The organism is Tessaracoccus oleiagri, assembly GCF_900103275.1.
In the GTDB taxonomy this organism is placed as follows: Bacteria; Actinomycetota; Actinomycetes; order Propionibacteriales; family Propionibacteriaceae; genus Arachnia; species Arachnia oleiagri.
On the sequence record NZ_FNGP01000001.1, the window covers coordinates 835003 to 856499 of the forward strand.

The 21497-nt window shown below is 71.0% G+C and carries 18 protein-coding genes; 9 read left to right on the top strand and 9 right to left on the bottom strand.

The features are described from left to right. Positions 1-6: 6 nt before the first annotated feature. Positions 7-567 (bottom strand): maleylpyruvate isomerase N-terminal domain-containing protein, encoded by a 561-nt coding sequence (locus BLR46_RS03820; protein ID WP_093249019.1) that lies wholly within the window; start codon positions 565-567, stop codon positions 7-9. 75 nt (positions 568-642) lie between these two features. Between BLR46_RS03820 and BLR46_RS03825 the strand changes: the two genes are divergently transcribed. Next, positions 643-1518 carry a rhomboid family intramembrane serine protease gene (locus tag BLR46_RS03825; protein ID WP_245701473.1) on the top strand — a complete coding sequence of 292 codons (876 nt, stop codon included), beginning with the start codon at positions 643-645 and terminating at the stop codon, positions 1516-1518. Positions 1519-1522: 4 nt separating this feature from the next. Here the strand turns inward: BLR46_RS03825 and BLR46_RS03830 are convergent, their stop codons facing one another. The 4 genes from BLR46_RS03830 to BLR46_RS03845 form a co-directional block, all read right to left on the bottom strand. After that, positions 1523-2653: an NAD(P)/FAD-dependent oxidoreductase gene (locus BLR46_RS03830; protein ID WP_093249021.1), complete on the bottom strand. Its 1131-nt coding sequence runs from the start codon at positions 2651-2653 to the stop codon at positions 1523-1525. Between the two features lie 61 nt (positions 2654-2714). Further along, complete coding sequence (locus BLR46_RS03835; RefSeq protein WP_093249023.1) at positions 2715-4382, bottom strand: NERD domain-containing protein; 1668 nt, start codon at positions 4380-4382, stop codon at positions 2715-2717. A gap of 49 nt (positions 4383-4431) precedes the next feature. Beyond that, positions 4432-6219, bottom strand: coding sequence for a BCCT family transporter (locus BLR46_RS03840; RefSeq protein ID WP_093249024.1), 1788 nt, complete (start codon positions 6217-6219; stop codon positions 4432-4434). A 53-nt stretch (positions 6220-6272) separates the two neighbouring features. Next, positions 6273-6764 (bottom strand): MogA/MoaB family molybdenum cofactor biosynthesis protein, encoded by a 492-nt coding sequence (locus tag BLR46_RS03845; protein WP_093249026.1) that lies wholly within the window; start codon positions 6762-6764, stop codon positions 6273-6275. Between the two features lie 195 nt (positions 6765-6959). Here BLR46_RS03845 and BLR46_RS03850 point away from each other — a divergent pair, with 195 nt between their 5' ends. From BLR46_RS03850 to BLR46_RS03865, 4 genes are read left to right on the top strand one after another with little or no spacing between them, the layout of a single operon-like run. Further along, on the top strand, positions 6960-7367 hold the full coding sequence (locus tag BLR46_RS03850; protein ID WP_093249027.1) for a TOBE domain-containing protein: 408 nt from the start codon (positions 6960-6962) through the stop codon (positions 7365-7367). Beyond that, on the top strand, positions 7364-8071 hold the full coding sequence (modA, locus tag BLR46_RS03855; RefSeq protein ID WP_093249029.1) for a molybdate ABC transporter substrate-binding protein: 708 nt from the start codon (positions 7364-7366) through the stop codon (positions 8069-8071). Before BLR46_RS03850 ends, modA begins: the two co-directional genes overlap by 4 nt. Next, on the top strand, positions 8068-8847 hold the full coding sequence (locus tag BLR46_RS03860; protein ID WP_093249030.1) for an ABC transporter permease: 780 nt from the start codon (positions 8068-8070) through the stop codon (positions 8845-8847). Before modA ends, BLR46_RS03860 begins: the two co-directional genes overlap by 4 nt. After that, on the top strand, positions 8840-9895 hold the full coding sequence (locus BLR46_RS03865) for an ABC transporter ATP-binding protein (protein ID WP_093249032.1): 1056 nt from the start codon (positions 8840-8842) through the stop codon (positions 9893-9895). The genes BLR46_RS03860 and BLR46_RS03865 overlap by 8 nt, the downstream gene beginning before the upstream one ends. A 3-nt stretch (positions 9896-9898) precedes the next feature. On the opposite strand, the gene BLR46_RS03870 is transcribed toward BLR46_RS03865, so the two are convergent. Beyond that, positions 9899-11248 (bottom strand): extracellular solute-binding protein, encoded by a 1350-nt coding sequence (locus BLR46_RS03870; RefSeq protein ID WP_143008203.1) that lies wholly within the window; start codon positions 11246-11248, stop codon positions 9899-9901. A gap of 38 nt (positions 11249-11286) precedes the next feature. Continuing rightward, positions 11287-12558: an aspartate kinase gene (locus BLR46_RS03875; protein WP_093249035.1), complete on the bottom strand. Its 1272-nt coding sequence runs from the start codon at positions 12556-12558 to the stop codon at positions 11287-11289. A gap of 129 nt (positions 12559-12687) precedes the next feature. Between BLR46_RS03875 and BLR46_RS03880 the strand changes: the two genes are divergently transcribed. Both BLR46_RS03880 and BLR46_RS03885 read left to right on the top strand, forming a co-directional pair. After that, positions 12688-13683 (top strand): Gfo/Idh/MocA family protein, encoded by a 996-nt coding sequence (locus tag BLR46_RS03880; RefSeq protein ID WP_093249036.1) that lies wholly within the window; start codon positions 12688-12690, stop codon positions 13681-13683. Further along, the gene (locus BLR46_RS03885) at positions 13670-14704 is read left to right on the top strand and encodes a glycoside hydrolase family 76 protein (protein WP_093249038.1); all 1035 of its coding nucleotides are present in this window, start codon (positions 13670-13672) and stop codon (positions 14702-14704) included. The genes BLR46_RS03880 and BLR46_RS03885 overlap by 14 nt, the downstream gene beginning before the upstream one ends. Positions 14705-14710: 6 nt before the next feature. Here the strand turns inward: BLR46_RS03885 and ileS are convergent, their stop codons facing one another. Then, the gene (gene ileS, locus BLR46_RS03890; RefSeq protein WP_093249039.1) at positions 14711-17839 is read right to left on the bottom strand and encodes an isoleucine--tRNA ligase; all 3129 of its coding nucleotides are present in this window, start codon (positions 17837-17839) and stop codon (positions 14711-14713) included. Positions 17840-18094: 255 nt separating this feature from the next. Between ileS and BLR46_RS03895 the strand changes: the two genes are divergently transcribed. Beyond that, positions 18095-19120 carry a Gfo/Idh/MocA family protein gene (locus tag BLR46_RS03895; RefSeq protein ID WP_176761646.1) on the top strand — a complete coding sequence of 342 codons (1026 nt, stop codon included), beginning with the start codon at positions 18095-18097 and terminating at the stop codon, positions 19118-19120. A gap of 113 nt (positions 19121-19233) precedes the next feature. On the opposite strand, the gene BLR46_RS03900 is transcribed toward BLR46_RS03895, so the two are convergent. Continuing rightward, on the bottom strand, positions 19234-20109 hold the full coding sequence (locus tag BLR46_RS03900) for a nuclease-related domain-containing protein (protein ID WP_093249042.1): 876 nt from the start codon (positions 20107-20109) through the stop codon (positions 19234-19236). 249 nt (positions 20110-20358) lie between these two features. Here BLR46_RS03900 and BLR46_RS03905 point away from each other — a divergent pair, with 249 nt between their 5' ends. After that, a complete protein-coding gene (locus tag BLR46_RS03905) occupies positions 20359-21495 on the top strand; it encodes a hypothetical protein (protein ID WP_093249044.1) in 1137 nt (378 codons plus the stop codon). Positions 21496-21497 lie beyond the last annotated feature (2 nt).

Genomic DNA, 21497 nt, shown 5'->3' on the forward strand with positions numbered 1-21497 from the left:
GCGGAATCAGCGGGTGGGGGGCGTCCACTCCGGGTCGCGCCCGATGAGCGCCGCGAGCCGGTCCTCGAGGGAGTGCGACTCGTCGAGCACCTTCGGCGTGCCGAACTGGCCGGACGCGTGCAGGAAGTCGGCCTGCGGCGTCATCCCCTCGACGATGCCCGCCAGGATCTCCTCGTTCCAGCCCACCGGCTGGCCCGACGCCTTCGCGATGTCGTACTGGTGCATGAAGATGTCGGGGAGGTAGAACGACTCGATCGCCTGCCCCACGGTCTTCTCGCCCTGGTCCGTCTCGATCGGGCGGGCCAGTTCCTCCTCATCGTCGACGAGCGCCTGGACGTTCGCGGCGTGCGCTGCCCAGGTGCGGTTCGGGTCCCCCGTGGTGTCGACGGCGGGCAGGTCCACGCCGTACCCCTTCATCATCCCCGGCAGCCAGGTGACGAGGTGGTTCACGACGTCCCGCGCGGTCCATTCCCTCACCGGCGTGGGTGCGTCCCAGTCAGTGACGCCGGCGGCGAGTTCCGCGAACCGCGCGGAGAGCGCGGCGTGCTGTGCTGCGATTGCGTTCATGCCAACGAGCGTAGGGGGAGGCGGGAGCAGCAGGGCCCCGGACGCGATTGGGAGCCGGGCGGCATACTTGTCGTGATGGACACCGAGGCCTGTTACCGCCACCCGAATCGCGCGACCCGCATCCACTGCCAGCGCTGCGACCGCCCGATCTGCCCGGACTGCATGGTGCAGGGCTCCGTGGGCTTCCACTGCCCCGAGTGCGTGAAGGCCAGTCCGAAGCCGAAGCTGAAGGCGCGCCGGTTCCGCCCCGGGCAGGGCACCTCTATCGCGCTGGTGGCGATCAACGCGGTCGTGTGGCTCGCGGTCATGGCCACCGGCCGGGGGCTCAGCCCGCTGATCGGCCTCCTCGCGCTCACCCCGGAGGGTGCCTGCGTCGTCGGCGACGGCCGGATCCTCCTCACCGACCAGGCCGGCTGCTTGGCCGAGGGGCTCACCTGGGAGGCGGGCGTCTCGTCGGGCGCGGTGTGGCAGGTGATCACCAGCGCCTTCGTGCACGTCGAGATCTGGCACATCATGTTCAACATGATGGCGCTGCTCATCCTCGGCCCCCAGGTGGAGGCCGTGCTCGGCCGGGGCAGGTTCCTCGCCATCTACTTCTTCTCCGCGCTCACCGGCAGCGCGGTCGTCATGGCGTTCACCCCGCCGTTCCTCACTACGCTGGGCGCGTCGGGCGCCATCTTCGGCCTCATGGGGGCCTTCCTCGCCATCGCGCTGCGGCGCAAGCTCGAGCTCCGCGGCATCCTCGTGTGGCTGGGGCTCAACGCGGCGTTCACGTTCCTCGTGCCCAACGTCTCCTGGCAGGGCCACCTGGGCGGCCTGCTGGGCGGCCTGGCCATCACCGCGCTAATGGTCTACCTGCCGAGGAAGCAGCGCAGGTACGAGTGGTACTACGTCGCCGCGCTCGCGGCCGTGCCCGTCGTGGCCATCGCCGCGCTCTCGCTCACCGTCTGATCGCTCACCGCCGCGTGCCGATGCTCTCGCGGATGGCGTCGGAGGCGTCCCAGTCGTTGGCGTGCATGGCCGCAACGACGCGCCCGTCGGCCACCCAGAACGCGCGGAACGCGTCGCCGGCCAGCACGTCGGTGGAGCCCTCGAAGTCGACCCGGTCGTAGCCGCGGGGCCCGACGCTGCCGACGTACTCCATCCCGAGGTCGTACTGGTCGGTGAAGAAGTACGGCTGCCGCTCGTAGGCCTCGCCCGCGCCGAGGAGGTTGTGGGCGGCCACCTTGGCCTGCTCGATGGCGTTGTCCCAGTGCTCGACGCGGATGCGGCGTCCCAGCACGGGATGGTCGTGGGAGGCGATGTCGCCGACGGCCCAGATGCGCTCGTCGGAGGTCCTCAGCGTCGCGTCGACGAGCACCCCGTCCTTCACGTCGACGCCCGCCGCCTCCGCGAGTTCGGTGTTCGGGGTGACGCCCACGGCGGCGACGACCAGGTCCGCACCGCGCACGTCCTCGGGCCGGGCCTTGCGGCCCAGCCGCAGGTCGACGCCGTGGCCGCGGTGCAGGTCGGCGAAGAGCCGCGCCACCTCGGCACCGAGCACGGGCAGCAGCGGCAGTTCGGTCGACGAGATGAGCGTCACCTCCATGCCGTGGTGGCGTGCCGCGGCCGCGACCTCGAGGCCGATCCAGCCGCCCCCGACGACGACCGCGCGCCCTCCGTCGACGAGCCGTTCCCGCAGGGCCCTGCTGTCCTCGACGGTGCGGAGGGTGAGCGACTCCACGTCCGCGCCGAGGTCGAGCGGCCGCGGGGTGGCGCCGGTGGCGAGCAGCAGCTGTTCGTAGGCGATCTCGTCGCCGCCTCCGGCGGACTCGACGTGCAGCACGCGGCGCTCGCGGTCGATGCGGGTGGCGCGCACGCCGGAACGCAGGTCGACGTCGTGCTCCCCGTACCAGTCGCGGTCGTGGACCAGTGCGTCGTCGAACTCCTGCTCGTCCAGCAGCATGCCCTTCGACAGCGGGGGCCGCTCGTAGGGCGGGTGCGGTTCGGCGCCGACGAGGACGATGTCGCCGTCGTAGCCCTTCCCGCGCAACTCGGTGGCGGCCGTGCCGCCGGCCAACCCGGCCCCCAGGATGACGATGGCCATGCTCGAACCTCCCAGCCGCGGACCGTCGTGGTCCTTTCCCGCACTATAGGTCGCCGGCGAGTCAGTGGGAGCGCTGAAGCTCCTTCGCCACCTCGGGGCTGGTGTGGGCGATGGCGTCGAGGTCGCCGACGACGACGAGCCGGTCGGTGGCGCGGGAGAGGCCCACGTACAGCCTTTCCCGGAAGCGTTCGCGGGTGCCGTCCTCGTTGATGCACAGCACGACCGCGCGGCGCTCCAGACCCTTGAAGCCGAGCACGTGACCGTAGAAGACCTGCTCGTCGTCCCAGAACGTGTCCCAGTACGCCTCCTGGCCGAGCATCTCCTGCCGGGCGGTGTGCTCGGGGTGCCGTCCCCCGGTGGTGAGCAGCACGACGTCCTCCGGCCGCCAGCCCTCGTCCAGCAGCGCCTCCACCTGGTCGTCGCCCACCCCGAGCGCGTCCTCGTGCCGGGCGTGGACGTGGGTGACGAGCGGCCCGTCGCCGCCCTCCAACCGCATCCGCAGCGGCGCGAGCGGCCGGAACACCTCGGCGATCTGCCGCGTGTTGCGCAGGTTGTGGTCCAGGACGAGCGGCACGAGCGGCACCGGGGGCCGGCCGAACCGGTTGAAGAGGCGCTGGTTCTCGTCGGAGTAGAGGAACAGGCCGCCCTCCTGCTCGTCGCGGAGCGCGGCGATGAGCGGCGACCACCACGACTCGGCGAAGTCCTGCGCCTCGTCGACGACGAAGGAGTCGAACCGCTGCCCGTGCGGCAGTTCGCGAGCCCGTTCGGCCATGAGCAGCGGCAGGCGGGTCTCCCAGAACTCGGGGTCGTCGCGGGATCCCGAGGGGATCCCCCACAGGTTGGCGAGCGCCTCGTAGGTGCCGACGAACGCCGGCCGGTCGCGGTAGTGCCACGTCGCCACCTCGCGGCGGAAGTAGCTGGCCAGCCCGATCGAGTAGCACATCAGCGCCACCCGCTCGGCGGGCTGGTCGGAGCGGCCGTGCGTCAGCTGCTTCGCCTGGGTCAGGGCCAGCACCGTCTTGCCGCTGCCCGCGCCGCCGCGGATCTCGACCCGCCGCAGCAGCCGCGTCACGCCGAGGACGAGGCCCTGTTCCTGGGTGAGGCGGTCGGCCCGGTGCTGCCGCTCGTCGGCCTCGTCGACCACCCCGGGCACCGCCTGCGTACCGCGGGCGGTCAGCACGTCGACGATGACCTCGCAGTCGTCCTCGTCCGGCGGGCGGCGGTGCGTCTCGAAGCCGAGCGGGATGTCGGCCAGCCGTTCGGCGAGCCGGTCGAGGTCGTGCTTGTCATGGATCATCCAGCGCGGGCAGTCGGGGAGGTCGAAGTCGGCGTCGAGGACGGTGAAGGGGGTGACGACCGCGTGGGCGAACCGGATGGGGCTGCGCGAGCTGCCCGCCCACCGCGCGTCGGACTCGAGGAAGTGGCGCAGCGCGTAGCGGGTCTCGCGCGCCTGCCCGACGGGGTCGATCGGACGCCGGGTGTTGCCGCGCGTCATCGTCCACTGGCCGTCGCGGTAGCCGATGCCGGCGCCCTTCACCTCGACGACCACCACCCCCACGTCGGGCATCACCACGACCAGGTCCGCCTCGTGGTCCTTGCGGGTGTCGGTGAGCCGGTAGTTCGCGATGAGCGTGTCCACCGGGCGGAGCGTGTCGCGCAGTCTCTCCCACACGACGCGCTCCGACTCGGTCGTGAACATGGGGTCGTCCGGGACCAGTCGGGGAGGCATGGCCCCACGGTAGCGACGAACCCGCGGGCACGGGCGGGGAGGCGGGGGTTCAGCCGCGCTTCGGCCGCGGGGGGCGCAGCCTCGCCCGCTGCGACTCGCGCTCCATCCGCTCACGGTGCAGCCGGCGCTCGCGCGCGAGTTGCCGCTGGAAGCGCTGCTGCTCGCGGTACTCGAGGTAGATGACGTCGTTGCTGAGCGACTTCACGATCGCGAACATGAGCGCGACGATGATCAACAGGAAGGGGCTGGCCGCGATGATCGTCACGTTCTGCAGGTTGCCCAGCGCGTCGTTCCCGCCGGAGACCAGCAGCGTCAGGCCGATCGCCGCCGTCAGCGAGCCCCACACCGCCGCGAGCCAGGGGCTGGCGTCGGAGCGCCCGTTCTCGGCGATCGAGGCCATCACCGTCGACGCGGAGTCGGCCGACGTGATGAAGAACAGGCCCAGCAGCAGCATGGCGACGAAGCTCATGATCGTGCCGCCGGGAAGCTCGTGCAGGAGGTTGAAGAGCTGGGATTCCGCCGACCCGTCGCCCCAGATGGAGCGGCCGTCCTGCTCGAAGGTGATGGCCGCTCCGCCGAAGATCGAGAACCAGACCACCGACACCACCGACGGCACGAGCATGACGTAGATCGCGAACTCGCGGATGGTGCGGCCGCGGGAGATGCGGGCCAGGAACATGCCGACGAAGGGGCTCCAGGAGATCCACCACGCCCAGTAGAAGATCGTGTTGGAGGCGAGCCAGTCGCCGGCGGTCCCGTCGGCGCTGACCGCGGTACGTCCGGCCATCTCGAAGAACTGCGCCAGGTAGGCGCCGATCGACGACGGCAGCAGGTTCAGCATGGCCACCGTGGGCCCGAGAATGAAGACGAAGATGGCGAGCAGGGCCGCGAGCACCATGTTGGCGTTGGAGATGTACTGGATGCCGCGCCCGACGCCCGAGACGGCGGAGAGCAGGAACGCCAGCGTCAGCACGAGCACGATGCCGGTGATCACCCAGGCGCTCGGGTCCTCGATCAGTCCGGAGGCGTTCAGGCCGGCGCCGATCTGCAGCGCCCCGAGGCCGAGCGAGCAGGCGGTGCCGAAGATCGTCGCGAAGATCGAGAGGATGTCGATCAGCTTGCCGAGCCAGCCCTCCGCCAGCCGCGTGCCGATCAGGGGCGTGAACGCGGCCGACAGCAGCTGTTTGCGGCCGATGCGGAACGTCGAGTACGCGATCGCCAGGCCGACGATCGCGTAGACCGCCCACGGGTGCAGGGTCCAGTGGAACAGCGCACTCGCCATCGCGGTGCCGACCTCGCGGGGCGCGTGCCCGGGGATGCCGTCGCGGTAGAACGTCAGCGGCTCGGCGGCGCCGTAGAACATCAGGCCGATGCCCATGCCGGCCGCGAACATCATCGACACCCACGACACCGTGCGGAACTCGGGCTGCTCGTCGATCGCGCCCAACCGGATCGTGCCGAACCGGCTCGCGGCGATGGCGATGACGAACAGGACGAAGATGGTGCCGAACAGCACGAACGCCCAGCCGAAGTTGTCGACGACGGCGCCGAGCGCGTTGGAGGCGACGCGCGCGAAGCTGTCCTGGAACGTCAGGCCCCACACCACGACCGCGAGTACGGCGATCCCGGCGATGCCGACCACCCACCAGTCGATCTTCTTCTCGCCCTCGATCGATTGAAGGACGATCTCCTCACGCTGCTCGAGGCTCGCCGCGAGGTGCTCCTCCCCGGAGAGCAGGGAGGCCAGCTGCCCCGTCGCGGTGGGAGCCACCACCTCCGGCTCGGGGAACGGGTCGCCCGGTTCGCGCGTCGGATCGAGGTCTTCGTGCTCGCTCATCGCTTCCTCCTTCGTCGTGGCCAGAGGTCATTCAAGCACGGTCGCGCGGAGGGCTAGTGGTTCTTGACCCCGTCCATCTGGGCGACGATGTGCCCCAGGATGGGGCCGAGCACGGTGATCGTGTCCTTGGCGCCGCCCTTGGAACCGGGCGCGTTGGCGACGAAGGCGCGGTTGTCCTCGCGGGTCATCACCCCGGCCACGGCACGCGACATCTGCGCCGTCGGCACCTTCTGCATCCCGACGCGGCGCACCTCCTCGGCGATGCCCGGCATCTCGAAGTCGAGCAGTCCCAGTGTCGCCTCGACGGTGACGTCACGCGGCGCGATGCCGGTGCCGCCCGTCGTGATCACGACGCGAACGCCCGCGTGCACCAGCGACTCGATGGCCTCCCGGATCGACTCGATGTCGTCCCGGACCAGCACCACGTCGCCGACCTCGAAGCCGGCGGCGCGCAGGCCCTCCTGGATGATCGGGCCCGACTCGTCGCCGTAGACGCCCTCGGACGCGCGGTCCGAACAGGTGATGACTGCTGCATGGTGTGCCATGGGATCAGTCTACGAGCGTTGTGCGTCCTCGGGCGGGGCAGTTTGCCTGCCTCCCTCGAAGGCGCCGCCCAGAATCCGTTCGCCTGCCGGATCCGGCAGGTTTTCCGAAACTTGGCGGGCCAACGACGTCGTCGCGCGCGGGCCGACATGTCACCTTTCTGCGCCTCCCGCATCTGCGGATGGTAGTGTCCGATCGTGACGCAGATACGGATCAACACCGCGGCAGGGTTGCTCGGCGTCTCAGACGACACCCTCCGCCGCTGGATCGACCAGGGCCGGGTCGACGTGACGCGCGACGAGGCGGGGCGGCAGGCCGTCGACGGCACCTCCCTCGCCCGGCTGGCGCAGGACCTGGCCGCCGAGAAGAACCGGGACGCCGTCGACGAGGGCGCCGGCCACCGGTCCGCGCGCAACCACCTCACCGGTCTGGTCACCAACGTCATCTCGGACAAGGTCATGAGCCAGGTGGAGCTTCAGTGCGGCCGCTACCGGATCGTCTCGCTCATCTCCACCGAGGCGGTGGAGGACTTGGGACTGGAGGTCGGCTCCGTGGCGACCGCCGTCATCAAGTCCACCAACGTCGCCATCGAGGCTGCACGATGAGGAGGGTCCTCGCGGCGGCGCTGGCCGCCCTCGCGCTGGCCGCCTGCAGCGAGGACCGGGCGGAGCCGACGACGGTGTTCGCCGCCTCGTCGCTCACCATTCCGTTCGAGGAGATCGCCGAGGACCGCGAGGTGAGCTTCTCGTTCGACGGTTCGTCCGGCCTCGTCGACCAGCTCGCCGGCGGCGCCCCCGCTGACGTCCTCGCGACGGCCGACCAGCGGACCATGGATCGCGCCGTCGAGCTCGGGCTCGTCGAGGGGGAGCCGACGATGTTCGCCACCAACCGGCTCGTGCTCGTCACCCCACCCGACAACCCCGCCGGCGTGACCGGCCTCGACGGCTCCCTCGACGGAGCGAAGCTCGTCGTCTGCGCGCCCGAGGTGCCCTGCGGCGACGCCTCCGCCCGTCTCGCCGAGCGCGCGGGCGTCGAGCTCGACCCCGTGTCCGAGGAGACCAAGGTCACCGACGTGCTCGGCAAGGTCATCGCGGGGGAGGCGGACGCGGGGCTCGTGTACTTCACCGACGCGCGCGGCGCGGGCGACGAGGTTCACGTGATCGAGATGCCCGAGGCGACCGAGGAACCCAACACGTACTGGATCGCAGCGGTGGCCGGGGGTGACCCGGAGCGAGCCGCGGGGTTCATCCGGCTGGTCGGCAATTCCGGGCCGGTGCTGGAGCGCCACGGCTTCGGCCCCCGCGCATGACCGGTTTCCCGCGCTGGGCCTGGCTGCCATTCGCCGCCGGGCTGGCGCTGCTGGCGGTGCCGCTGCTGGGAATGGTCGCCAGGGTGCCTTGGGCGGACCTGGCTGCGCTGCTCTCGTCGGAACGGGCGCTCGACGCGCTCGGGCTGAGCCTGGCGACGTGCCTCGTCGCGACGGCGCTGGTGCTGCTGCTCGGGGTGCCGCTCGCGCTGGTACTCGCGCGCAGCGAGGGCTGGTGGGTCGGCGCGGTCCGGACGCTGGTCACCGTGCCGATGGTGCTGCCGCCCGTCGTGGCCGGGCTCGCGCTGCTGGTGACGTTCGGCCGTCGGGGGCTGATCGGCGAGACGCTGTCGGCGTGGGGCATCGAGGTCGGCTTCACGACCGCCGCGGTCGTGATCGCGCAGGCGTTCGTCGCCCTGCCGTTCCTCGTCACCTCGCTGGAGGGCGCGCTGCGGGCGTCGGGGGCGCAGTACGAGCGGATCGCCGCCAACCTGGGGGCGTCCCCGTCGCGCATCTTCTTCCGCGTGACGGTGCCGATCGCCCTGCCGGCGGTGGTCTCGGGCACCGCGCTGGCGTTCGCCCGCGCACTGGGGGAGTTCGGCGCCACGCTTACGTTCGCCGGCTCGCTGCAGGGCGTCACCCGCACGCTGCCGCTCGAGATCTACCTGCTGCGCGAGACCGACTCCGACCTCGCCCTCGCCCTTTCGCTCGTCCTGGTCGTGGTCGCGCTCGGCATCGTCGCCGTCTCCACCTGGGTCACCCGGAGGAATCGTGGCTGAGGCGCTGACCGTCTCCGCGACGATCGCGGGCCGCGGCTTCGACGTCGACCTCACCATCGCCGAGGGCGAGCGCGTGGCGGTCGTGGGCCCCAACGGGGCGGGGAAGTCCACGCTGCTGCAACTCGTCGCCGGATCCCTCAGGCCGACGTCGGGCTCCGTCGCCCTGGGCGGACGGGAGGTGGCATCCCCGACGACGTACCTCCCGCCCCATCGGCGCCGGGTGGCGTACGTCGAGCAGCGTCCGCTGCTGTTCCCGCACCTCGACGTGCTGGAGAACGTGATGTTCGGCCCCCTCGCCCGCGGCGTGAAGCGGCAGGCGGCGCGGGCGCGCGCGGTGGCCGAGCTGGAGGCGACGGGCTGCGGCGACCTGGTCCACCGGCGCCCGGCCCAGCTCTCCGGCGGCCAGGCGCAGCGCGTCTCACTGGCCCGCGGGCTGGCGTTCGATCCCGACGTGGTGCTGCTCGACGAGCCGTTCGCCGCCCTCGACGCCTCCGTCACCCCGGAGCTGCGGCGGCTGCTGCGCCACCGGCTGCACGGGCTCACGACGATCCTCGTCACCCACGAACTGCTGGACGTCGTCACGCTGGCCGACCGGATCGTGGCGCTCGAGGACGGCGGTGTCGTGGCGGACGGGCCGGTCGAGCGGGTCTCCGCCTCCCCGTCGACGCAGTTCCTCGCCGACCTCGTGGGCGTCAATCTGCTGGGCGGCACCGTCGTGGCGGGCAACCGGCTAGACCTCGGCGTCGTCGAACTCACCGGCCTCTACAACGACGACCTGGTGCCCGGCCACCACGGCCGCGCCACCGTCGCGCCCGACGCGATCTCCCTGCATCGGTCGAGGCCCGAGGGCAGCCCCCGCAACGCGCTGCGGGGGTCGGTGGTAGCGATCGAGCCGCGCGGCCCGGTCGTCGGCGTCACCGTCGACGTGGGGCAGCGGCTTCGGGCCTCGCTCACGCCGGCGGCGGTCGCCGAGCTGGAGCTCTCGCCGGGCGAGGAGGTCGTGGCGGTCGTGAAGGCGACACAGGTGCGGCTCCACCCGGGGGACTGACCGCTACTCGGCCTCGTACTTCACGACGTCCGGGTCCTCGCGGACCTCGTCGCACATGGTCTGGAGCCGGTCGATCAGCTCCCCGGGGTCGAGCTCCCCGCGGAGGAACTCCGCCATGGCGGCCGTGGACTGCTCGCCGAGCCCGTAGTACTTGATGAACAGCCACTTGAACGTGTTCTCGCCGGCATCGGCGAGGAGCCGTACCTGCGACGCGAGCGCCGGCGACTCCGGCGTGGCGCCGCGGATCACCGTCGGGAGCTCGTTCAGCTCCGAGAACTCGGCCGCGATCTCCGGCGACAGCAACGTGCGCAGCAGCTCCATCCCGCCCTGCGGGTTGTCGGCGTTGCGCGGCACGAAGAAGCTCTCATCCGCCTCGGAGTGGATGGCCGCGAACGGCAGCTTCGGCGCGCGCGTGATGGTCGGCACCGGTGCGACCGTCGGCATGAAGTCGGGGCGCATCGTCGGCTTCGTCTGCCGCAGCAGCGTCGCGCCGGCTGGGCAGAGCAGCGGCCCGCCGGAGGCCCAGCGTTCCCTGGCGCCGTCCGGGTACTCGGCGAGCTGGTCGGACTGCACCAGGCGCCGGAGCTGCCCGAGGATGCGCTCGATGGCCGGATTGCGCCAGGCGTCCGGAGCAAGATTGTCGAGCTCGAGGCGGAGGTCGTGGCCGTCCTCCTTGATGGCGGAGGCGATCACGAGGTCGAGGTACTCGCCGGCCTGCGTCGGGTCCCAGGCGAACAGGGTGCGTCCGGTCTCGGCGGCGGCCGCGCCCAGCTCGTAGAGGTCGTCCCAGGTGTTCGGCGGGCTCCAGCCGTGGCCGCTGAACAGCGTCTCCGAGTACCAGAGGCCGTGCACGATCAGGGTGTACTGCATCGCCAGCTGCTGGTCGTCGACGATGCCGGGAGACAGCGCGCCGGTGTAGAGGGTGTCGCGGATGGGGGTGCCGGCGAGGTTCGGGGACTCGAGCAGCTCGCCGAGGGGCGTGAGCTCGTCGGCGATCGTGCCGAGGGCCAGCCGCCCGTCGCCGGAGTTGTTGACGAGGTCCGGCGGCGTGGTGGAGAGGGTGGGGCCCACCTCGTCGGCGACGCTCACCACCGCCTCCACCTGCACCTCGACGCCCGGGAAGTTCTCGCGCAGCCGGGCCGCGGCCCCGTCGATGATCGACGTGCCGAACGGCCCCTCATGGACCGTGACGCGGATCGTGGACGGCACGGCCAGGCCGAAGGGCCCGGCGGTGGGCGTCGGGGACGGGGAAGGGGAGAGCGACGGGGCGGTGGGGTCCTCCGACGGCGTGCAGGCCGTGGCGGCGAGAGCGGCGGTGCCGGCGAGCAGCGCGCGTCGCGGAAGGAGTCCCATGGACGGCAGACTACTGCCGCCCATGGGGCCTCGGCACGTCAGCGGCCGGTACCGGCGTACACCGTTGCATCGGTCTCGGCGTCGAGGCCGAAGGCGGTGTGGGCGGCGCGCACGGCGTCGTCCACCTCCCCGTCGGCGACGATCACCGAGATGCGGATCTCCGAGGTGGAGATCATCTGCAGGTTGACGCCGGCCTGGGCGAGCGCGGTGAAGAACGTCGCGGTCACGCCCGGGTGCGAGCGCATGCCGACACCGACGACGGAGACCTTGCCGATCTGGTCGTCGTAGCGGATGCTCTCGAACCCGACCTGCTCCTTGACCCGCTCGATCGCCTCTACGGCCTTGCGGCCCTCGGAGGAGGGCAGGGTGAACGAGATGTCGGTCTTCTCGACGGAGAGGTCGGAGATGTTCTGCACGACCATGTCGATGTTGATGTCGGCCTCGGCGACGGCGCGGAAGATCGTCGCCGCGTTGCCCACCTTGTCCGGGACGCCGACGACGGTGATCTTCGCCTCGCCGCGATCGTGCGCGACACCGGTGATGATGGCTTCTTCCATGTCCGTTTCCTTCAGTTCTTCCTGCGAGATGACCCACGTGCCGGGCTTGTCCGTGAATGAGGAACGCACGTGGACCCGCACGTTCTCGCGGCGCGCGTACTCGACGCAGCGCAGGTGGAGGATCTTGGCCCCGGCGGCCGCCATCTCCATCATGTCCTCGTAGCTGATCCGGTGGATCTGTCGCGCGCTCTTCACGATGCGCGGGTCGGCGGTGTAGACGCCGTCGACGTCGGAGTAGATCTCGCAGTACTCGGCACCGAGCGCCGCCGCGAGGGCCACCGCGGTCGTGTCCGAGGCGCCGCGCCCGAGGGTGGTGACGTCCTTCGTCGTCTGCGCCACGCCCTGGAAGCCGGCGACGATCGCCACCTTCCCTTCCTCGAGGGCCTTCTCGACGCGGCCCGGGGTGATGTCGATGATGCGGGCGTTGCCGTGCGTGGGGGTGGTGATGACGCCCGCCTGCGAGCCGGTGTAGCTGGCCGCGTCGACGCCGATGTCCGACAGTGCCATCGCGAGCAGCGCCGCGGACTGGCGCTCGCCGGTCGTCAGCAGCATGTCGAGCTCGCGCGACTTCGGCTTCGGGGAGACCTGGAGCGCGAGGTCCATCAGCTCGTCGGTGGTGTCGCCCATCGCCGAGATGACGATGATGACGTCGTGTCCCTCGCTGCGGGCGCGGGCGACGCGGCGGGCGACGCGCTTGATGGACTCGGCGTCAGCCACCGAGCTGCCGCCGTACTTCTGGACGATGCGACCCATTGAGACTCCTTTGCTTACCGCACACCAGACTAGTGCGAGCCCGTACGATTCGCCGTCCCGGTTCCATCCGCCGGGCCGGCTGGCAGCCGTCCCCGCCCACGGCCCCCGCCTGGGCAGTAGCCTTGGGCCATGGACACGGTTCGCTGGGGAATCATCGGAACTGGCGGCATCGCGAGCGGCGTCGTGAGCGACTTCCGGCTCGTCGCGGACGCCGAGGTGCAGGCCGTCGCGTCCCGTTCCCAGGAGCGCGCCGACGAGTACGCCCGCCAGCATGGGGTCACCACGGCCTACGGCTCCTACCGGCAACTCCTCGACGACGAGTCCATCGACGTCGTCTACATCGCCACCCCGCACGCCCAGCACCGCGACGTCGCGCTGGCCGCCATCGAGCGCGGCAAGGCGGTGCTCGTCGAGAAGGCGTTCACCACCACCTATGAGGGCACCCGCCAGGTCGTCGAGGCCGCCCGCGCCAAGGGCGTGTTCGCTATGGAGGCGCTGTGGACCCGCTTCCAGCCCGCGGTCCAGGCGGCCAAGGAGGTCGTCGCATGGGGTCGGATCGGCGACGTCGTCGGGGTGCAGAGCGACCTCATCGCCCATAGGGAGTTCGACCCCACGGACCGGCTGTTCGACCCCGCGCTCGGCGGTGGCGCGCTCCTCGACCTCGGCGTCTACCCGATCTCCCTCGCGCAGCACTTCCTCGGCGACGTGAAGGAGGTGCAGTGCCTGGCGCGGCTGTATCCGACGGGGATCGACGCGGGGGCCACCATCTCGCTGCGCCACGACGCGGACGCCCTCAGTTCGCTCACCTGCGCCTTCGACGGGCACGGCCCGGGCAGCTTCCGGATCTTCGGCACCAAGGGATGGGTGGAGATCCAGCCCCGGTTCCACCACCCGACCACCGTGACCGTGAACCGGGCCGGGGCGCTCCCTCGCGTCATAGAGACCCGCCCGATCGGGAAGGGCTACGCCCACCAGTTCGCCGAGGTCACCGAGTGCATCCTCGCCGGCCGCACCGAGTCCGCGACGATGCCGCTGTCCGACACGCTCGAGGTCATGCGGATCCTGTCCGAGTGCACCCGCCAGGCCGGCATCGAGTACCGGGAAGCGACGGTTGACCTCGGCTGACGCCTCGGCGCGTGCCTCGTCGGCCGAGGCGTCGATCAGGCGTCGGCATGTCCGCCGGCTGAGGGTGTGGCAGGCCGGACGGTTGGGCATCACGTCGTTCCCACCCGCGGCGGGCGCAGCGTGGCACCGGCCGCTCCACTACTGGTGGCAGGCGCACCTCCTGGACTGTCTCGTCGACGCCGAACTGCGCGAGCCCGACGAGGAGCGGCGGCGCCTGATCCGGGCGTTCCCCCGGGCGATGTGGGTCCGCAACGGCTTCCGGTGGACCAACGACTACTACGACGACATCGCCTGGTTCGGTCTCGCGCTGGAGCGCGCCGGTCGGCTCGGGCTCGGGGACCCGCGCGGGCTGCGCGTCATCGTCGACCGGCTGGCCGGTGCGTGGCGACGCGACGCGCTGGGCGGCCTGCCGTGGCGGGTGGGCGACGAGTTCCGCAACGCGCCGGTCATGGGCCCGGCGGCGATCCTGTTCGCACGCGTGGGGGAGGACTTCCTGGCGCGCCGGGCGGTCGACTGGCTGCGGAGCCGGCTGCAGCGTGACGACGGCCTCGTCGTCGACGGCCTACGCCCGGCCCGACCGGCGCTCTACACCTACAACCAGGGCACGTTCATCGGTGCCCTCGTGGAGCTGGGGGATCTGGCGGAGGCCGAGCGCGTCGCCAGCGCCGTCGAGGCGAAGCTCACCCGCGACGGCGTGCTGGTGGGCGCGCGCGGCGGGGACGGCGGACTCTTCGCCGGCATCACGGCCCGCTACCTGGGTGAGGCCGCGCGGGCCGGGTCCGCTGCCGCGAGGCGGATCGTACTGACGAGTGCCGAGGCGGCGTGGGGCAACCGCGCCGAGAGCGCCGACGGCGTGTTCTTCGGCCACGACTGGACCGCGCCGGCCGTCATCCCGACGGCGGCCGCGCCCCTCGGCGCCAACCAGGCCCCGAACGGGGTGACGAGCGCCGCCGTGCCGGAGCGCGACCTCTCCGTGCAGCTGTCCGGCTGGATGCTGCTGGAGGCCGCGGCCCGGCTGTGAGTCCGCTCAGGCCTTGGCGAGCTTGATCCGCAGCCCCAACTCGTCGTCGGTGTGCGTCGGGTCCTCGAGCTCGTCGACCTGCGCGATGGAGGTCGCGAGCACCTCCTCGGAGATCTGCTGCAGGCCCTCGACCAGCGCCTCGCGGAGCTCCTCGTCGACGGCGAGCTCCAGCGTGATGCGGTCGGAGACGTCCAGGCCCGACGCCTTGCGCGCCTCCTGCACGAACCGCGTGATCTCCCGGACCTGGCCGGAACGGACCAGCTCGGGGGTGAGCTCGAGGTCGAGCGCGACGGTCTCGCCCTGCTCGTTCACCACGGACCAGCCCTCGCGCGGGCGCTCGGAGATCAGCACGTCGTCCGGGCCGACCTCCAACTCCTCACCCTCGACGACGACCGTCGCCCTGCCCTCCGCCTGCAGCGCGGCGGCCAGGGCCGCGGCGTCCGCGTCGGCGATCGCGTTCGCGACGAGCGGGGTGCGCTTGGCGAACCGCTTGCCGAGGTTGCGGAAGTTGCCCTTGGCGAAGACGTCGACGATGTCGCCCGCCTCCGCGAACGTCTCGACGTCCAGGACGTTCAGCTCCGCCTTGATCTCCTCGACCAGCTCCGGCGTGAGGTGCGCGTGGATCGTCGACGGGACCAACATCCGCTTCAGCGCCTGCCGGATCTTGACCTTCGACTCGGCGCGGGCCGCGCGGCCCAGTTCCACCGCGCGACGGGTGACCGCCATCGCGGCGTCCAGTTCCTCGTCGATCAGCGCCTCGTCGAGCTCTGGCCACTCGGCCAGGTGGACCGACTTCGGCCCCTCCGGGTCGGACTCGACGAACAGGTCCTGCCACACGCGCTCGGTGACGAAGGGCGTGATCGGCGCCATGAGCCGGGTCAGGATTGACAGGACCTCGTGCAGCGTCCACAGTGCGCCCTCCTCGCCGGTCCAGAAGCGGCGGCGCGAGCGGCGCACGTACCAGTTCGAGAGCAGGTCGACGAAGTGGCTCACCAGCTGGCCGGCGCGCTGGGTGTCGAAGTTGTCGAGCGCGGCGGACACGTCACGCACCAGGACGTGGGCGGCGCTGAGCAGCCAGCGGTCGAGCACGTGCCGGTCTGCCACGGACGGGGCGTCGCCCGTCGGGGCCCAGCCGGAGGTGCGCGCGTACAGCGACTGGAAGGCGACGGTGTTCCAGTAGGTGATCAGCACCTTCCGGACCGTCTCCTCGATGGCCTGGTGACCCACCCGCCGGGCGCTCCACGGCGAACCGGAGCAGGCCATGAACCAGCGCACCGCGTCGGCGCCGTGGCGGTCCATCAGCGGGATGGGCTCCAGGACGTTGCCGAGGTGCTTGCTCATCTTGCGGCCGTCGTCGGCGAGGATGTGGCCGAGGCAGACGACGTTGCGGTACGACGACTCGTCGAAGACCAGGGTGCCGACGGCCATCAGCGAGTAGAACCAGCCGCGGGTCTGGTCGATCGCCTCGCAGATGAAGTCGGCGGGGTAGTTGTCGGCGAGCTTCTGCTCAGACCCGGGCGCGTGCGGGTAGCCCCACTGCGCGAACGGCATCGAGCCCGAGTCGAACCACGCGTCGATGACCTCGGCGACGCGGCGCGACTCCTTGCCGCAGGTCGGGCAGTCGAACGTGATGTCGTCGACGAAGGGACGGTGCGGGTCGAGCTCGGACTGGTCCGTGCCCGTGAGCTCCGACAGCTCCGCGAGCGAGCCGACGCACACCTGGTGGTCGTCCTCGCAGCGCCAGATGGGCAGCGGCGTGCCCCAGTAGCGGGTGCGCGACAGGGCCCAGTCGACGTTGTTGTTGAGCCAGTCGCCGAAGCGGCCGTACTTGACGTTCTCGGGGTACCAGGTGGTGTCGTCGTTCTCCTCGATGAGCCGCTGCTTGCGCTGGGTGGTGCGGACGTACCACGACGGCATCGCGTAGTAGATCAGCGGCGTGTGGCAGCGCCAGCAGTGCGGGTAGGCGTGGTCGTAGTCGAGCGCGCGGAACAGCAGGCCGCGGCCGCGCAGGTCCTCCACCAACGTCGGGTCGGCGTCCTTGAAGAAGGTGTCGCCGACGAGGCCGACCTCCGACTTGAAGTGGCCGTCGGGGCGGATCGGGTTGACGAAGGGGAGGCCGTAGCGGCGGCAGACGGCCATGTCGTCGGCGCCGAACGCGGGCGCCTGGTGCACGAGGCCCGTGCCGTCCTCGGTGGTTACGTAGTCGGCGAGCACGACGAGGTGGGCGGCCTCCTCGAAGGGAACGAGCTCGAACGGGCGCTGGTAGGTCCAGCGCTCCAGCTCCGCGCCGGTGAACTGCTGGCCGGTGCGCTCCCACTCCTCACCGAGCACCTTGTCGAAGAGCGGCTCGGCGACGACGACGCTGCGCTGGTCGTCGTGCTTGGCGACGACGTACGTCACCTCGGGGTGCACGGCCACCGCAGTGTTCGACACGAGCGTCCACGGGGTCGTCGTCCAGACCAGCAGGTCCACGTCGCCAGCGAGGGGGCCGGAGGTCAGCGGGAAACGGACGTAGATCGACGGGTCGGTGACGTCCTCGTAGCCCTGCGCGAGCTCGTGGTCGGACAGCGCCGTGCCGCACCGCGGGCAGTAGGGGGCCACGCGGTAGTCCTCCTCGAGCAGCCCCTTGTCGTGGATCTGCTTGAGCGCCCACCAGACCGACTCGACGTACGGCGTCGACATCGTCACGTAGGCGTCGTCGAGGTTGACCCAGTAGCCCATGCGGTGCGTGAGATCGGTGAACGCGTCGACGTGGCGCAGCACCGACTCGCGGCACTTGTCGTTGAACTCCTTGATGCCGTAGGCCTCGATGTCGTGCTTGCCGGTGAAGCCGAGCTCCTTCTCGACGGCGAGCTCCACGGGCAGGCCGTGGCAGTCCCAGCCGGCCTTGCGGTCCACGCGGAAGCCGCGCATGGTCTTGTAGCGGGGGAAGAGGTCCTTGAAGACACGCGCCTCGATGTGGTGGGTGCCGGGCATGCCGTTCGCCGTCGGGGGGCCCTCGTAGAAGGTCCACGTCTCGGCGTCGCGGGTGCGCTCGATCGACTGCTCGAACGTGCCCTGTTCGTCCCACAGCTTCAGCACGTCGTGCTCGAGCGCGGGGAAGTCGACCTGGGTGTCCACAGCGCGGTACGTCATCGCGGTCCTTCGTTCGTCTGCTTCGTCGGACGAAGGGACGAGCCGGGGCCCGCGGTACCACCCTTCTTGAGCGCGATGCGCTCCACTTCATGTGTGCTCGCTGCCGGTTCTACTGGGCCGGTGGGCCGTTCTTCCGGCGGCTCCGAGGTGATTGCCTCATCATTGCCTTGCGTTGCCAGCCCATTATGCGTCGCGTGGGCGTGAAGCTCAAGCAGAGCGTAGTTTAAGAGTCAAGTTTGCTGTCGGGAGGGAACCATGGGAGAGGGGTTGCGAGTGGGCCTGCTCGGGATGGGCATGATCGGCGTCCAGCACGCCTCGGCCCTGAACGAGTTGCGCGACCTCGTCGAACTGCGCGCCTACACCGGATCCTCGCCCGACGGTGCCGCACGCGGCGGTTGGCCCGACGCGGAGCGCGTGAGCCGGGACGAGCTGTACGCGAGGGATGACGTCGACATCATCGTGATCTGCACCCCGAGCGACGGCCACGCGGCCCAGGCCATGGAGGCGCTGGGGGCCGGCAAGCACGTCGTGGTGGAGAAGCCGTTCGCGCTCAACGTCGCCGCCGCAGAGCGGATCAACGCGCTCGCGGCGGAGCGCGGGCTGCATGTGTCGGCGATCTTCCAGCGCCGGTTCGAGCCCGTGCACCAGGCGGTGCGCCGGCTCATGGACTCCGGCGCGCTGGGCGAGCTGCGGCTCGCCCGGACCCACGTCCACTGGTGGCGCGACCCCGAGTACTACCGCGAGGCGCCGTGGCGCGGCCGGACCGAGGCGGGCGGCAGCGCGCTCGACAACCAGGGCATCCACAACGTCGACCTCCTGCGCTGGTTCGCCGGCCCCGTGGAGGCGGTCACCGCCCAGTCGGCGACGCTGGCGCACGACATCGAGGCCGCGGACACCTTCGTCGCCACCCTCTCCTTCGCCAGCGGCGCCCTCGGCCTTCTGAGCGTCACGACGGCGACACCGCCCGGCTTCCCGGCGACCATCTCGCTCAACTTCGATCGCGGCACCATCGAACTCGGGCCGGAGGAGATCCTCCGGTGGGACCACGAGGCGCCGCGACCGGAGGTGGTGGGGGCGCACGGCGCCGGCGGGTCATCGGAGCCGATGGCCTTCGGCGTGGCGAACCACGTCGCCCAGTGGCGCGACATCGTCGAGGCCATCCGCACGGGTCGGCCCTCGTCGATCTCCGGCGCCGACGCGGCCCAGACCGTCCGCCTCACCGCGGCCATCGCGCTGGCCGCCGACACCGGCCGGAAGGTCCGCCCCGCCGACCTCTCCTGAGCCCGGTCGGCCGGTTCGCAGAATCAGCGAGTGTGTTTTCTGGCACTAGGCCCCCGGAGAGGGCTGAGTGCGAACAATCTCACCCCGTAATCTGGAGACCGTGATTCGGTGGGCTAAGCGGCGGGGAACGCAGCCGCCAGCCGGGCCTGGATCTGCTCGATCTCTTCCGAGCCGAGAGGGCCCTCCTTCTCCAGGAGCTTCCGCAGCCTCCGCGGCCAGAGCACGCCGACACCATGGATGGTGAACGCGCCGCCGATCAGGGGCCAGTCGGCATCGAGGAAGCAGAGGAAGCCCTGCACGGGCACGGGGACGTCCTCCAGTGCAGCGGTGACGAGGTCGACCTGCTTGCGCACGCCTTCCACGAGCTTGGTTCGGTCCCGACCGTCGACGGTGAGCTTGTGGACCGTGGGGCGGAAGAACCCACCCTCCACCTTCAGCGACGGCCTGCCCTTGTAGCGCTTGGCGTCGATGACCATCACGCCGTTGCGGCACACGACGATGTGATCGATGTTCGCCCTGGTGCGGGGGACTCGCCGGTCGTGGAGGACCCGGAGCTCGGGCCCCGCGATCCGGTTGAACGTTCCGCCGAGCGTCTCCTCGCCACCCGCGCCGACCTTCCACGCCTTGGTCGGCTGGCCCTCCTCGTAGATCTTGAGGAGCAGGCCGCCCGCTCGCGGGAATCGCTCGCGCACCCGAGCCTCCCGACGTGCCATCCGCCGTTCGTACTCGTCGCGGGCCGAATCCCCGGCGACCCCTTCGCTGTATGCGAGCGGCTCGGGTGCGGTAGGAGCACCGGGCGTGTCGGCTGGCGGGGGCGCGGTAGGCGGCTCGGCCGCAGCGGCATCGTCGAAGCAGGAGAGGCACTCGATCGCCTTGGCGTCGCGGAAGTAAACCGCCTGCGCGCCGGCCTCCACCTCTGTACCGCAGAGTCGGCATTGACCCTGGTAGCGCAGCCGCATCTTCTTCGCCGGTCCGGCGGTGTCCGTCATGGCGGCAGCCTAGTGTGTTGGGAGAGGTTTGCCGGTCGGTGATCGGTTCCCCTGAGTTGGGTGCGATTCACCCGCCTACGTAGACAGGTGAATCGGACCGGACGCAGGTGGCTTCAACGGACGCAGGTAAACCGCACCGAAGGCAGGTGAACCCCACCCAAGGCAGGTGAACCACACCGGAGGCAAGTAAACGACCGCAGCCCACCACAGCCCGCACCCCATAGACTGACCACGGAACGGAAGGTGGGCATGGAGACTGAGTGGGAGCTGTGGGCGCGGCAGCGCTCGTGGATGTTCCACGCCGGCTGGCCGATGGTGCTGGCGCGCTTCAGCGGCGGTGGGCTGCGCAAGGGCGTGATGCGCGAGGTGCCGATGGCCTTCGAGGGCCGCTTCGGCGAGTACGCGTGCTTCGGCTTCCGCGCCACCGGCGGCACGGACCCGTGGGGAGGGTTCGACGTGGTCGCGCTCCGCATCCCGGGGGCGCAGTTCCCGTCGCTGTCCGTCGCCCCGGTCCTGGGGACGCTCGACGGCACCCCGGTCCCGGTCAGCCGGGAGTTCGACCTCGAGTGGCAGGCGGTGTCGCCGTCGGCGGCGTTCGCGCGCGACGTGCTCATCCCCGACGTCACCCGGCACCTGCACCGGATCGAGTTCGAGTGCCTGTGGTTCGAGCAGGACGCCATCCTCGTCAACACGCGCCGCCAGATCCCCACCGAGGACCTCGACGACTACCTCACCATCCTGCACCGCATCGTCGACGCCATCCCCACCAAGGTGCTCACCGCCGTCGGGGTGCGACGCGCGCTGCCGATGCGTCCGCCGGCCCCCGCCCGGGCGCCCGCGGTGGCCCGCCACTGGTTCCAGTCCGGCACGACGGCCGAGGCGTGGAAGGCGTGGGCGGCCGAGCGTCGCTGGATGGTCACGACCGCGAAGGACATCCACGAGCGGTTGAAGCACCGGATCCCGGTGGTCGCGGAGGGGCACGGTTTCGTCGGCAAGTTCGGCGACCTCCCCGTGTTCGGCTTCACCGCCGCCCCGCTGCGCAACGTGGTCGGCGTGCGGCTGCCGGGCCTGACGCTGCCGGAGATCACCATCCACAAGGACGACGAGTTGCTCGCCGAGTTGATGGGCGGCGGCGACTTCGAGGTCGGCGACCCCGCGTTCGACCACGCCTGGCGCATCAGGACCGCCGACGAGGCGGGCGCCCGTCGCGTCCTGAGCCCCCGCGTGCGTGCGCGTTTCGACGAGGCGCCGCCGTTCGACCGGCTCTGGTTCGGGGGCGACTCCATCGCCCTCATCACCACCCGCGCGATCGCCCCCGGCGCGGTCGACGGCATCCTGACCTGGCTGCTCAGCGTGGCCTCCCAACTCCCCGTCCCAGGAGAATGAAC